At 66.6% G+C, this 14,346-nt stretch carries 10 protein-coding genes; 6 read left to right on the top strand and 4 right to left on the bottom strand.

Annotation, left to right across the window (positions count from 1 at the left end):
* Positions 1-601: 601 nt before the first annotated feature.
* Entirely contained in the window at positions 602-1,633 is a 1,032-nt protein-coding gene (locus FJY88_07165) for an IS630 family transposase (GenBank protein MBM3287114.1), read from the bottom strand.
* A gap of 105 nt (positions 1,634-1,738) precedes the next feature.
* Here FJY88_07165 and FJY88_07170 point away from each other — a divergent pair, with 105 nt between their 5' ends.
* Entirely contained in the window at positions 1,739-2,128 is a 390-nt protein-coding gene (locus FJY88_07170) for a hypothetical protein (protein ID MBM3287115.1), read from the top strand.
* Between the two features lie 843 nt (positions 2,129-2,971).
* Complete coding sequence (locus FJY88_07175; GenBank protein ID MBM3287116.1) at positions 2,972-5,839, top strand: hypothetical protein; 2,868 nt, start codon at positions 2,972-2,974, stop codon at positions 5,837-5,839.
* 228 nt (positions 5,840-6,067) lie between these two features.
* Here FJY88_07175 and FJY88_07180 read toward each other — a convergent pair whose 3' ends face one another.
* Both FJY88_07180 and FJY88_07185 read right to left on the bottom strand, forming a co-directional pair.
* A complete protein-coding gene (locus tag FJY88_07180; protein ID MBM3287117.1) occupies positions 6,068-7,471 on the bottom strand; it encodes a hypothetical protein in 1,404 nt (467 codons plus the stop codon).
* 30 nt (positions 7,472-7,501) lie between these two features.
* Entirely contained in the window at positions 7,502-8,131 is a 630-nt protein-coding gene (locus FJY88_07185; protein MBM3287118.1) for a TetR family transcriptional regulator, read from the bottom strand.
* A gap of 260 nt (positions 8,132-8,391) precedes the next feature.
* On the opposite strand from FJY88_07185, the gene FJY88_07190 reads away from it, so the two are divergent.
* From FJY88_07190 to FJY88_07205, 4 genes are all read left to right on the top strand, one after another.
* Positions 8,392-9,561 carry a hypothetical protein gene (locus FJY88_07190; protein MBM3287119.1) on the top strand — a complete coding sequence of 390 codons (1,170 nt, stop codon included), beginning with the start codon at positions 8,392-8,394 and terminating at the stop codon, positions 9,559-9,561.
* Positions 9,509-10,270, top strand: coding sequence for an HAD family hydrolase (locus FJY88_07195; GenBank protein MBM3287120.1), 762 nt, complete (start codon positions 9,509-9,511; stop codon positions 10,268-10,270). The genes FJY88_07190 and FJY88_07195 overlap by 53 nt, the downstream gene beginning before the upstream one ends.
* An 11-nt stretch (positions 10,271-10,281) precedes the next feature.
* A complete protein-coding gene (ychF, locus tag FJY88_07200; GenBank protein MBM3287121.1) occupies positions 10,282-11,373 on the top strand; it encodes a redox-regulated ATPase YchF in 1,092 nt (363 codons plus the stop codon).
* 77 nt (positions 11,374-11,450) lie between these two features.
* The gene (locus FJY88_07205) at positions 11,451-13,247 is read left to right on the top strand and encodes a DUF885 domain-containing protein (protein ID MBM3287122.1); all 1,797 of its coding nucleotides are present in this window, start codon (positions 11,451-11,453) and stop codon (positions 13,245-13,247) included.
* Between the two features lie 16 nt (positions 13,248-13,263).
* On the opposite strand, the gene FJY88_07210 is transcribed toward FJY88_07205, so the two are convergent.
* Positions 13,264-14,346 (bottom strand): PLP-dependent transferase (locus FJY88_07210; GenBank protein ID MBM3287123.1); only part of this gene is annotated, 1,083 nt, incomplete at its 5' end.

A 14,346-nucleotide genomic window follows, 5' to 3' on the forward strand; every position in this document is an offset into this window, starting at 1 on the left:
AGTAGTCCTGCACCGCATAGCCCCAGATATCGTTGCATCGAACAGCTCCACCGGGAGCGCTCGCCAGTTCGACATGACACTCGGCGAATATGTTCTCCGAAACGACGATCGGGTCTGCCAATGCGACCTCGATTCGTGCTCCACTGCGTATGAATGTACTGCCAGTACACTCCAAGTGCCCCGCGCTAAGAAGAACCCGCACACTTGGAGAGGCCGCCCCTTCATCTGTCCAGAAGACATTCCCACGCACTACGAGGCGATTCAATGTGGGTTCGACTTCGGGTGGATACGTTAGTAGGAGGCGCGCCGCCAAATCTCCCCCTCGTGAGATGAACCTGTTCCCGGACAGAGACAAGTCAGCGGCAAGGGTCAGAAGGCTCTTTCGAAGGGGACTACTCACCTCGCTGGAGAAGGTGCAGCCACTGATCACGAGCTGTCCTGTATGCCAGGCGTATATCGCACTTCCACCCAAAGTCGCTGTCGGCTCGACCTCAAACACGCACTCGCTTATTGTGTGTACACCACCAGGGGATTCTAGGGCGACGTGAGCCCCAAACTCCCGCGCCGTGTTACTACCCGGAGCGGTTTATAGATGACAGTTTCAGTCAGCTGCATATCGGACGCTCGGGGCCTGGAAGTAGTTCTGGACGATGCTCGGCTGCCGTTGCGTGCTTCGGAGGTAGGAGCGAACGGTGTCCGTCATCTCCCCGAGATCCCGGGGACGCTGGCGCCCCACCGCGTTGGTCTTGACGTCCTGATTCAGAAACTCGTCGGGGTTGAGATCGGGGCTGTACCCTGGGAGCCAGAAGACGCGGATGCGATCTCCTCGCTCCGCGAGCCATCGTTGGATGTCCCTCGCCCGGTGCACGGGATGACGATCAACGATCAGGAAGATCGGACGCTTCGTGTGGCGCAGCAAACGCTTGAGGAATCGCCGATAGACCCTCACGGTAAAGGATTCCCGGAAGACCATGAACGCAACGCGACCACGATTCGTGATCGAGGAGATCACGTTGCAGCGAAACCTCTGACCCGTGCCAGGGACCACCGGCGTCTGCCCACGCCTGCCATAGGATCGCCCCGCCTGATGGTCCGAGCGCAGACCCATCTCATCGCCCCAGTGAATCGCGGCACCGATCCGCCTGGCCTCGCCTCGGATGGCCGGATACTCCCTCTCCAACCACAGCCGGACCTCCTCGGGATCTCGTTCAAACGCCCGCCGCAGGGGCTTCTGCGGGGTCAGATCCCACCGCTTCAGATACCGACCCACGGTCCAGACCGAGACCCGCAGACCAAATCGCTCCCGAAGGAGCTGCTGAACCGCTTTGCGCGTCCAAAGAGCGAAGGGCAGCCGAAGCTGGTCCGGGCATCGGCTCACGATCATCCGAACGACCAGCGCCGCTGCGTGGGGCGCCAGCCGCGGCGACCTCGGACGGCCCCGCTTCTTCGCCCGCAGAGCCCGCAGCCCCCCTCGTCGCTTCAGCCCCACCCAGCGATTGATCGTGCCCCGGGCGACCCCGAAGACCCCCGCGGCTTCGGTCTGGGACATACCGTTGAACACGGCTTTGACAACCCGCCGGCGGAGATCCTCCTGCGCGGCGGCAGGCAGAGAACGAGCATCCTGAATCTTCATGGAAGGCAGTATAGCAATCGCCGAACACATTGTCACCTATATTATGCTCCGATTAGTAACTCCTCGGCGACGCTCGAGTACACGACCCTGTCCCGGAACCTGGCCGTGTCCGCTGCGGGAGGAGTCTCCTCCGCGGGATCCTCGAGCGTCGTCGGTCATTCCATCCTCTGGGGAAACTGCGCCCCCCTCGATGGGCGGGAGATCCACCTCGACAGCGGTAGCAGCGCGACCTTCGACTGCAGCGCGGTCGATCAATCGGGTGTCGGAGGCACGGGGGGGATCGTCTACGAACCCTCGGTGATCTTCTCGGATCCTCTCTTCTGCGACATGGGGAGCTGTGCGGATCCGCCCACTTCTCTCGGGGACTTCTATCTCGCGACGGGATCGCCGTGCGCCGGAGGTCCGTGCGGGTACGTTGGGCACCTCAGTACCGCCTGCGGCGAGACGCCGGTCGCGAGGACAACCTGGGGGGCCATCCGGGCAGCGTTCAGGTAGCTATTCGCGGGGCGCGGTGACGGAATCCATCCGGCGGGGGGGATAGACTCCGGCTCGAGCAAGGGGACGACGGGCTCCCGTGCGGCGGCGCCGCCACAGGGGCCCGTCGGGGTGTGAAGCGATTCCGGCCACCTGACGAATATGATCTTCGTGCTCAAGACAATCCAACGATCCCCGTCTGCGATCTCCGCGCGAACGAAGCCGACTCCGCTCCGCGTGCTCCGCGAAAACTCCATCTAGCCGCGATGTCCAGGCCGACATGTCCCTACCTGGGAACCAGACCGTCGATCCTCGCGAAACTGATGCCCTCGGTGTTCGACGGCGGCGAAGTCGATCCCGATGGTTGTGCTCGCTTTCCTGACCGATCCCGATGGGGTGGGGAAGATCCTGCGGCATCGTGGATGGCCGTGGGTGGCGCCCGCCTTGGCGCCCGCGCGATTCGGTGGGTCTGAGGGCGGAGCCTATCCTGTCGATGTCGGGTGGGGGTGATTTCCTGGGGCCGAGGACGGCTTCGAGCTGCAGAAGGGCCGCGCAGAGAAGCGAGGAGGCCGTGAGCGAGCGCGCATCTCCGCCTTGAGATCTCTGGGCTCGGCTGGGATCTGGGGGGGTGCGGGGACCCCGACAGGACCCTGCGAACTGCAAACGCGGACAGGGCGAGGCAAGAGGAGCCGTCAGGGTCCGCCCTCCTCGCGGCGAGCCCCCTCGCTTTTCCGATCAAGTCGAGTGCGTCGAGCTGCAAGCGAGGCTTCATCACCGCTAGTCTTGCACGGCAGCCTGATCCCGGCTTCCGCCCTTCCGGCCGCCGTCCAGGACGATCCGTCCTTGTCGCTCTCGCCTTGAGTAATGTGGTCGGTCTCCACTGATCTCCCTGCACGGCAATTGAGGGCACGCCAATCAAGACCCGATCGGAAGGGGAAGTCTCCGGCGACGTCGACCTCGAATGGGGTTTTCAGGAGGCACAGCCCCCACGCAGTTGTCGCGGAGGCCCGGCTCGCGCTCATGCTCGGCGCCCGCCCTTTCCGTCGGACCACGGAAACTGGTATCATCCTCTCCCGGGCATTCAGTTCGTGGGGCCGGGGAGGTAAGCGAGGAGAGGACGACGCTTCAGGAGATCCGGCGAAGCGCAGAGCCGAATGCTCGACCAGCCGGGACTCCGGAGCGTACGGTTGGAGCCCGCCGCGCCGGGCAGAATGGACTTTCGTGATGACATCTGCGGCTGACATCTTTCTCCGCGGCCTCCTGCCGAGACGATCGATGGCCTCGATGGCGGTGACTTCGAAGCGGAGATCGCGGCGGGCCATACTCACCGCGACCTGCCTGCTTGTCGCTTCGGCTTCGATGGTGGCGGCCTCCACCGCTTCCCTCGCCCGGAACCACGCGCCGACCTGCAATCCGTGGAACAAGGAGAGCCCGGACCCCTGCGGATACGACGTCTACACGGCGCCCGACCTCCCGCTCGGATTCGTGGATCCCGAGGACCCTCCGGCGATTCTCGAGCCGAGGCCTCCGCTCGACTCTCGATTCGCCGTGTTGAGCGTCATGACGTCCGTGGACCGGAATGCCTACTCCTGGTTCGGGACGATCACAGTCACCGCCGAGGTGGCGCGCGACGGCTCTCCGCTCCCCGATTGCGACTCCGTCGTAGTCGTCTCGGCGGCGAACCCTCGCGTGAGGGGGTATCTCGCCGATGACGGGATCTTGCCCGACCTCGTCGCGGGAGACGGACGCTACGCCGGCTACTTCGAGATCGGCGCCGGTGTGGGCGAGGCGCGTCCGACGGGCAACTACACGGCCACCGCCTACGCGTACCGGGGAGCCGAGGGGGGGAGCGGCGTCTCGCCTTCCTTCTCTCTATATAGCGTCCGGCGCTGGACCGGCATCACCACCGGGGGCGAATCCGATCCGTCGGACCAGTACACGGACTTCTTCGTGACCTCCAATGGTCCCGGAATGGGCCACCATCATACGATCCGAGATCTGGGACTGATCCGTTCCACGTCGGTGACTGACGCCCAGATCCGTATCCCGGTGTTCCCGGCCGCGAACGAGATCTCCGGGCTGGACGTAACGGGGACGGGGGTTTCCGGCGTCGCCCTCCGGGGCAACGTGATCGCTTTCACCTGCAACCTCTCGAGCGCAACGGTGACGCGAGTCACGATCGAGTTCGACGCGCCCAGCGATCTCGCCGCCGTCTTCATCGACCGTTACCACACCGGCGACATCGGTCTGCGCGACTTCCGCAATGGGTATCTGGTCTGGAACCGGTACGTCCATACGGGAATCCTTGGGTCCGGGTTCACCACTCCTCACGGTCCGGGGTGCATCGTCGACGAGCACGTGACCGACCTTGAGACGGGCGATGCTCACACGATCGACTGCATGGAGCGCGTGGCGTTCCATCTCGACAATGCAGCCTTCAACGATGGAACGGGCACCTACCCGAGCAACGTGAAATGGGGTGGGGACGCCCTGAGCTGGCTTGTCTCGGGCGACCTCCAGACGATGCGCTTCCGCTTCTTCTCCGGGGGGACTTATGGCCTCGCGAACAAGGTCGCGGTCGATCGTCGGGTCGAGTTCTTCGCCGAGAGTCGGCTGTTCCACCACCGGTACCTTGTGCGGAACATCGACCAGACGAGCCATGACTTCGACTTCGTCTGGGGGCGCGAGCAGTGGCTCTACGGCAGCGCGCCGGGGAGCAATCGCCAGGCGGATGACCGCGGTCTTCTCCCCAACGACGAGGTCGCGTACGGAGGCGAGCACGGGAGAACGCCGGCGCAGCTGGACGGCAACTGGTTCGCGGCGTTTGACCGGACCTCGTTCTACTCCATCGGCGTGCTGTCCCCGCGAGGGGATGGGCCGGAGATGCCGGATTACGCGTACTTCCTATGCGATCCCCCGCTCGGCAGCAACTACACGGGCGAGTACCCGATCGTTCCCTCCGAGTCCTGCGCGGACATGGGGAACCTCTTCTTCGAAGAACGATTCGGGACTCTGGCTCCGGGCGATTCGGTCGCATATGACTTCTACCAGTGGGGCGGGTACGGCAGCGATCGCCGCGAGCTGACCGAGATCCTCTGGCGAGATGCCGTGACCCTCTCGGGCGAGCCGCTGGCGCTGGAATACGGCCCGCTGGGCGATGGCGTGCCGGTAAGCGCCGCGATCGATCTCCGCTTCAACAACCCGATGAACCAGACCGCCACGGAGGCCGCGTTCCGTCTCACCCCCCATGTTTCAGGGACGTTCGAGTGGTCCGATGGCGATCGCCAGCTCCGCTTCCGGCCGGCGGGTAACCTCGATCCGCTCACGGTCTACCGCGCCGAGGTCCTGCGGACGGCCTTGGACCAGGCAGGGCGGGCTCTCGCCAGCGCAGCCGATTGGTCCTTCGAGACCTCCGACGACCCGATGGCGGCGCCGGGCGTCTCGACGCGAGACACCGTTTTCGCCCTGCGGCAGCCGGCGCCGAATCCGTTCACCCGCTCCACCATGATAGTGTTCGAGCTCCCCGCGGCCGGCCATTCGCGCTTGGCCGTGTTCGACGCCAAGGGACGCGAGGCGGCCGTTCTGGTCGATCGGATGCTGCCCGCGGGAGTGCATGCGGTGAGCTGGAATGGAGACGACCCGAGCGGGCGATCCCTCCCGAGCGGCATCTACTTCTGCAGGCTCGAGCTAACGGGGCGAGAAGAGGCTCGAAAGATCACTCTGCGAAGATAGCTGTCGTTTCTGCGAACCCCGTCCGCCTGGGCATTCTTGTCGAGAACCTTGCCCTGAGCCGCGAGTTCCAGGTTCCATAGCGGACTGGCGGACGGCCCGGTCGCATTCAGACGGATCGGATCCTCTGGTTCCTGTTGTCGGGACTTTCGAGTGGCCGGCGAGACTCTCTGAGCATCGTCCGGAGGGGGAGACGCGCGCGATGCGCCGCCGGAGGGGCTATGGCGCGATCTACTCGGTCTCCGAGCGCTCCCGGGAGTCCTCTCTCCGGTCCCGCGGGCGGCGGCCTCTCGGCCGGCGGGACCGATCGCCTCTGTCCCCGCCCCGCCCGCCCCCGTCGCGCGAGTAGCCCCTGCGCTCCGAGGAACCCGAGCGCCCGCCGCGCGATCCGTACGCTTCGCGACCGTCGGTCTCCTGCCGGTCGTGTCGCTCCAGGGTCGGGGGAATCCGGCGCACGATCTCCTGGCGGACCCAGCCGCTGCTGTCGACGGGCGTCTGTCCCGTTTTTTCCCTGCGGACCCGGTCCTCCTCCAGCGTCCACCGGAGTTCGACCTCGCACATGCTCGGCGCTGCCTCGATGGCGGAAGCCGTCCCCGCCAGCGCGCGCGCGCGGGAGAGCACGAGGTCCCTGCCGTGCAGGCCGTCGCTCCAGCGCCCCGGGATCGCTCCGGGACCTCCGTAGGTGCCGCAGAGGGCGCCCACGATGGCTCCCACCGTGTCGGCATCGCCGCCCGCGTTGATCGCCTCCGTCAGGGCCGCCTCGAACTCCCCGCGGTAGTGAAGGAAGAAGTAGAAGGCGGAGACCACGCCGGCGGGGGCGAATCCCCGGCACGGGTGTTCGATCGTATAGCCGGCGAGCTGAGACGCCCTCTCCGCGATCCCGGGAAGGACCGCTTCGGGCCGCATGCCGGTTTGCCCGGAGATGCCTTGGAGGGCCTCGCTCATATGGTGCAGAACCGGCCTGCTGTCCCGCGCGAGGCTGTCGCCATAAGTCTCGATCAGCCAAGTCTCCGATCGGCGGACGAAGTTGATCGTGTCGAGGAGCAGCGCCTCAGGATCGAGGGCCCGAGGGGGAAGCCAGGCCAGCGTCCCGACCGTGTGGGCGACCATGAAAGCGGCCGCCACGGCGCGAGGGTCGTTGTGGGTGATCAGCGCTTGCGTCGTCGTGTTGGCGCGGACCGCGGCGTCGTCGATCCCGAAGGCGAGACCGACGGGAGCGACCCTCATGCTCGCTCCCACGCCGGCCGTGTGCCGCGACCCTCGGTTCCAGGGGGCTCCATCGCGCAACGCCTGGACCGTGTAGCGGAAGTTCCGCCCCGCCCCGCGGTGAGCGCCCAGCGCCAGGTGGGGAGGCCCCTCCGCCATTTCGAGCATCTTCTGGCAGATCAGGTCGGGATCGGCCCTGCCGGCCTCGATCAACGCCTCCGCGACGATGAGCGCCTGCTGCGTGTCGTCCGAGTGGAGTCCTGGCAGGCGCCACCTCTCGGGCGGCTCCGTCGGCGGCTCGACGTAGTCCTCGATCCTCCCGTAGCGGGAGCGGATCTGCTCCCCCGTCCAGCCTTCCACCGGGTAGCCGAGGGCGTCTCCAACGGCCAGCCCGAGCATGCAACCGGAGAAACGATCAGCGCGTGTCATCAGATGCTCCCATGAGGCAAGAGTCGGAGGTCAAGGGTCGGCGGCGTTCGCTCGGGGCACGAGCCCCGGGCGCTGCAGACCGTCGAGGAGTCGCTCGAGCTGAAGAACGCTTCGATCCATCGGCCCGGCCTCTCCCTCGCATTGGGCGATCAGGATCGCTCCCTCTACGATCGCCAGAATCACTTCGGCGAGCCCGTCCGGATCGACTTCGGGATCGATCTCGCCCGCGGCGTCCGCTTCGCGGAGCGCCCTCACGATCCGCTCGCGTATGCGCGCGAATCCAGCGGTCAGACGCTCGCGGAAGGCGGGGTCTTCCGCCGACATCTCGATACCGAGCTTCCCGAGCGGGCAACCGCGATCGCACGGGGGGCGGTACTGGTGCGAGATGCCCTCGATCCAGTGGCGGATCCTCTCCATCGGCGGCACTTCGGGCCGGAAGATCCCGTCCATCGCCTCCGTGTTCGCGCGGACGATCTCATCCACGACCGCGAGGCCGAGAGATCTCTTGTCGGGGAAGTGATGGTAGAAGCTGCCCTGGCCGACGCCCGTGGCCTGCATGATCTGGGCGGGACTCGTGCTGCGATAGCCGTGCCTCCACATGAGGTCGACCGCGGCCTGCAGGATCCTATCCCGCGTCGGGTGATTCCCCTCCCGTTTCATCTTCCTACAAGGTTAGGGGTGTGGCCGCGGACTGACAACGTCTGATCGACTTGTCTCGGGGCGTGTTTCCGCGCCCCTGCCCACGAGTCCCCGGGGACCCGAGGCACCCGGCGAGAGGGGCCCGTCTCCCGGCGGGGCTCAGGGCGCGATCCAACCGGCCGCGGAGAGAAGGCCCATTTCGGGGTCGAGAGCGGCCCGGATGGCGTATGATCCTGGATCGACGTCGGGAACGGGGTGCCCGGCCGGCATGAAGGGGGGTCATGGTGGCTGAGCGGGCCGTCACGGAGGCGCGCGCCGCGCCTTTGCCGGGCGGGTATGGATGGTATTACTTCGACGGGATCAGCCTCGACGGCCGCTACGTCGTCGTCGCCACCTGGTATTCCGGCTTCATCTTCTCGCCGCGCTACTACGACGAGGTCCTCGAGCTGCGGGAGAGGGAAGGGGCGCAACCCGCCGAAGGGACTAACCTTGCGGACCCGACGGAATTCGGCGCCTTCGGCCTTGGGCTCTACGATCGCGGGCGGACCGTCGCCTACGTGGTCGTCGAGACGCCGTTGGTGCGCAGCGGATCCGATCCGTGGTTCCCGAACCTCCACTCCGGCCGGCAGGGGATCGGATCACCGTCCCCGCCGCCCGCGGACTCGAGCCTCGTCGTTGGCGAGAACCGCCTTTCGATGAATCCCGACGGGTCCTATGACCTGGAGTTCTCCGATCGGTCGAAGTGGCTTCGGACGGTCGTCAAGGGTCGGCTCAACGTCAGGCCCCTCGCCGGAGGCAGCGACATCGTTCCCCTGGGCACCGAGGGAGACTCCGGGATGGAGGGGACGCATGAGTGGCAGATCCTCGCCTCCCGCGCCGAGGTCACGGGACGGATCTCGTGGAGCGGCCCGATCGACAGGCGGGTCAAGAGCCTCGATCTGCAAGCGCTCGGCTATGTCGATCGAAACGTCGGCCGGCTTCCGATCAGCGTGAATGTCGGCTGCTGGCTCTGGGGAAGGTTCCAGGGAAGCGAGAGAACGATCGCCTACTACCGCCTCGATCCGGCCGACGCCCCGCTCGGCCGCCGGGCGGGCGGGGGAGCGGAGGGGGAAGGGCCGAGCCCCACGCATCACTATCTCTTCTATGGGGACCGCTCCGGCGGGAGGCTTGTCGAGGGAGGGAAGATCGAGATCGAGCGCGTCCGCCGCAACCGCTGGGGGATGCGCCACCCCCTCGCGATCCGCGGCGTTGTCGATGAGATGGAATGGCGGGCCGAGGTCGCGCGCGATGTCGACCGCGGCCCTTTCTATGTCCGATGCCTCAGCAGGCTGAACTGCCCGGACGAGGCCCTCGACGGAGTCGTCGGCATCACGGAGTGCTTCCTTCCGGCGCGATGGGATGTCCCGCTCTATCGCCTGTTCTCGAAGGGGCGGATCCGCCGTGGACCGTGAGGGCCGCGGAGAGGCGACGCATCGGCTCCCTCGTCCGGAGATCATCCTCTTCGACAACGACGGGACGCTGGTGCCTTCCCACGAAGTCGCCAATCCGGCGATACAGGAGGCGTTCGCCCTCTTCTGCCGGGAGAAGGGAATCGACCTGGTGGTCCCGACCGACGCCAGGATTCGCGATCTGACCGGCCAGCCGGGCGAGACCTTCTTTCGATCCCTCCTGCCCGAGGAGCACGCCGCCCTCGCGGGCGATCTACGCGCGCGCTGTCTCGACCACGAGGTCGCCGGAATGCTCGCGCGCGCCTCCTTCTACGATGGGCTCGGAGAGATGCTTCGAGAGCTGAAGCGCAGCGGCTCGCGGTTGGCGATCGTGACGAACGGAGGGGAACGATACATCGGAGCGGTGGCGCGGAGGCTCTGCTACGACCTCCTTTTCGATCGGGTCTACTTCCACGGGATGGAAGGGCTCGACGACAAGGGCGCCATGGCGCGCCGCGCGGTCGCCGATCTCGGAGGCGGCCGGGGCGTCCTCGTCGGAGATCGAAGGAGCGACCTCGTTGCGGCGCGGTCGGCGGGCCTGGCCTTCGTAGGATGCCTCTACGGCTACGGGGGACCGGAGGAGCTGCGAGGCGCGGACATCCTGGCCGACTCCCCGCAGGAGCTGGCGCGCCTCCTGATGGATGCGTGCTATCCTCCGGAGGGCGCAGGCTAGGAGGAGCAGTCATGGCGCTGCAGATGGGGATTGTAGGGCTTCCCAATGTCGGCAAGTCGACCCTGCTGAACGCGCTGACCCACGCGCACGCCGAGGCTTCGAACTACCCCTTCTGCACCATCGATCGCAACGTCGGCGCGGCGCCGATCGACGATCCCCGCCTCGCGAGGCTGGCCGAGCTTCTGCATCCTGAGGAGATGATCCTCGCTTCGATTCGATTCATCGACATCGCCGGACTGGTCCGCGGAGCGAGCAAGGGCGAAGGGTTGGGCAATCAATTCCTGGGCCATATCCGGGAAGTCGACGCGATCGTCCACGTCGTTCGCTGCTTCGAGGACGAGAGAATTGTCCATGTCGACGGATCGGTCGATCCGGTCCGCGACATGGAGATCGTCGAGACCGAGCTGCTGCTCGCGGACCTGGACACCGTCGAGAAACACCGGGTCAAGGTCGAGCACGCCTCCAAGGCGAATCCGAGGCAGGCGGCCGTCGACCTCGCCGCGATCGCCCGTCTGACCGAGGCGCTCAAGAGGGGAGTCCCGCTGCGGCGCGCGCGGCTCGCGCCGGAGGATCTGGAGAAGTCCCGGGAGCTCTTCCTGCTGAGCGACAAGCCCGTCGTCGTGGTCGCGAACGTCGCGGAGGACGATCCGGAAGGGAAGGCCCCGTGCATCGCCCGCCTGCGTGAGGCGGCGGCCTCGGAGACGCTGCTCGCCCTACCGATCCGCCTCGAGGAGGAGCTCGCGCAGCTGGCTCCTGATGAGAGGGATGCCTTCCTGCGCGATCTCGGGCTGCCCGGGCGCGTCCTCGATCGTCTCGTCGCCGCCTCGCGGGACCTCCTTCAGCTCATCACCTTCTACACGACCGCGAACGAGAAGCTGCAGGCCTGGCTCATCCCGAAGGGGACGAAGGCCCCGCGCGCGGCGGGACGGATCCACACCGACATGGAGAGGGGCTTCATCCGGATGGAGGTCTTCCGGCCGGAGGACCTGGAGACGTTCGGATCCAGAGCGGAGCTTCACCGCCACGGGCGGATCCGGGTCGAGGGGAAGGAGTACGAGATCCAGGACGGCGATGTCTGTCACGTCCTGTTCCATCCTTCCTGAGCGCCGGAAGGGAGCGGTCCCGGCTCCCGGTTCCTGGTGGCGCGGACTCGGCCGCTTCCCTAGAATCCGCCGCGACGATGGGAGGCCCCGGGGGGGGCGGCTCCGACTGGGTGTTGGGGTGGGGGAAGGCGATGCCGCGCGGCTCCGCAGATCTCTCTTTTGATCGGCTGGTCGAGAGGATGATCCAGACGTTCGTCGAGATCGACCCCGTGGGCGCGACCTGGCTCGGGATCCACGGGGCAAACGACGAGCATCTCCCCGATCGGTCGAGGGCGGCTTGCGAGCGCGAGATCGGTCTTCTCCAGGGCTTCCTGGCGGAGATCTCAGCCGTACGCGAGAGGGATCTCTCCCCCGATCGCGCGATCGATTGCAGGCTCGCGCGAGGCGCGCTCTCCGCGAAGATCCTGAGGTTCCAGAAGCATCCTCCATGGAGGGAGTCGCCTTGCTTCTACGTGGAGCCGATCGCCTACGGCCTCTATTCCCTGCTGGCGCGGGAGTTCGCTCCTCCGGCCCGGAGGGCGCAGGCGCTCCTCGGCCGTCTGCGCGAAGTGTGCGCGGTCCTGGCGGCGGCGAGGTCCAATCTCGAGAACCCTCCTGCCGTCTTCACCGAGACCTCCGGCCTCGCGACCCGCGGGCTGAGGAACTTCATCGCGACATCCGTCGACAGATTCATCTCCTCTGTCCGTGATCCGCGGCTCCGCGCGTCATTGGAGGGCGCCTCATCTCTGGCGCAGGCGGCCCTTTCCGTGCACCAGGACTGGCTCGAGACCGACCTGATGTCGCGCAGCAAGAAAGAGTTCGCTGTGGGAAGGCAGCTCTACGAGAGGCTGCTCGCGGAGGAGCACTCCCTGGCTTGGGGCGTGGACGACCTGATCGCCATCGGCCAGCACGTCCACAGAGAGACGATGAGGGAGATCAAACGCGTCGCCGCCAGGATCGACTCCGCCGGGCCATGGAGCGCCGTCGTCGAGCGGCTGAAGCTCTCGCATCCGCCCCAGGGCTCCATCCTGAAAGCGTACGAGTCCGAGATGGCGCGGGCGCGGGGCTTCCTCAGGAAGAAGGGGATCGCGACGCTACCGGAGGGGGAGTCGGTCCGCGTGCTCCCGACGCCGGAGTTCGCCCGCCCGACCTATCCGTACGCAGCCTATCTCGGGCCGGCCCCCTTCGAGACCGATCAGACCGGGACTCTGTGGGTCACGGAGCCGGATCCGGGGGCCGATCTTGTCCACCGCGAGGCCCAGGCGAAGGGGCATGCCTCCTTTCGAATCCCGATCCTGGTTCTGCATGAGACCTACCCGGGACACCACCTGCAGCAGGTTCAATCCAACCTCGTCAAGGGGCATCATCTCCGCCACATCTTCCGCTCGAACAGCAATACGGAGGGATGGGCCCTCTACTGCGAGGGAATGATGCGCGAACAGGGGTACCTCGCGGATGACCGGGCGCTGCTGTTTCAGCTCAAGGATCTTCTCTGGAGAACATGCCGGATCATCGTCGATGTGCAGCTACACACAGGCAACATGGGCTTCAACGAGGCGGTTCAGTTCCTCGTGAAGAAGGCGCACCTGGAGCGGCCGAACGCCGTCGCGGAGGTGCGCCGCTACTGCGCCAACCCGACGCAGCCGATGAGCTACCTGATCGGGATGATCCAGATCAAGGAACTGCTGGAGGACTGCAAGGCCTCAACAGGCGCAGGATTCGATCTCAGGAAGTTCCACGACGAGTTCTTGAGCGCAGGCGCGATCCCGATCGAGCTCGTCCGCGCCGCCATGGGGGTCGAGCGGCGCAAGTCCTCACAGAACGGCCGCAAGAGGGGCTCCTCGCCCCTCGGGCTCGTGAAGGGGCTCGACCTCCTGAGGACCAAGGGGCGCTAGGGCCGGCTCGCGGGGCTCAAGGGTTCCCGGACCCCGCGCGCAGGGCTTGCTCCAAGTCGGCGATCAGGTCGTCGGCGTCCTCGACCCCGACGCTCAGTCGCACCATGCCATCCTCGACCCCGATGCGACTTCGGACCTCGGGAGGCATGGAGGCGTGCGTCATGGTTGCCGGGTGGTTGATCAGCGACTCGACGCCGCCCAGGCTCTCCGCGCATGCGAATAGCCTCGTGGAGGTGAGCAGAGAGATCGCTGCGGGCGCTCCGCCCGCGAGGGACAGCGTTACCATTCCACCAAAGCCGCTCATCTGCCTTCGCGCGACTTCGTGCCCAGGATGATCGGGAAGCCCCGGATAGAGCACGCTCGAGAACTCCGGCCGTCTCCTGCTCCACTCCGCGATCCGCAGCGCATTGGCGCAGTGCCGCTCCATTCGCAGGTGCAGTGTCTTCAACCCCCGCTGGAGCAGGAAGCAATCGAAGGGCCCCGGCACCGCTCCTGCGGCGTTCTGGTGGAAGCGGATCGGCTGGAGGGTCTCCTCTCGCGCAGAGACGACCGCTCCGGCGACCAGATCCGAGTGCCCCCCCAGGTACTTGGTGGCGCTATGGATCACCAGGTCGGCTCCCAGCTCGATGGGTCGTTGCAGCATGGGGCTGGCGAAGGTGTTGTCGACGGCCAGCAGGAGCCCTGAGGGATCGTCCGCCTCCGCCGGGCGTCTCGAGCGCAGGGCCCCGGAGATCGCCTCTATGTCGAGGATGCGGAGCAGGGGGTTGGTCGGCGTCTCGATCCAGAGGAGGCGCGTGGACTGATCGACCAGAGAGAGTAGGGCGTCGGGACGCGTGTCATCCGCATAGCGTATGTCGAGGCCCCATGGGCGATAGACCCGTTCGAGCAACCGGTAGGTTCCGCCGTACAGGTCGCTGAAGGCGACGATCGACTGCCCCGGCCGCATCAGGGATGCGAGAGACGCGTCGGTCGCGGCGAGTCCGCTGGAGAAAGCGCACGCATCCGCCCCCCCCTCCAGGGCGGCGAGGCAACGTTCCAGGCCTCGCCGCGTAGGGTTGTTCGTGCGCGAGTACTCGAATCCCTTGTGGCGCCCGGGCCC

This window comes from Candidatus Eisenbacteria bacterium (assembly GCA_016867495.1).
Taxonomy (GTDB): Bacteria; Eisenbacteria; RBG-16-71-46; order CAIMUX01; family VGJL01; genus VGJL01.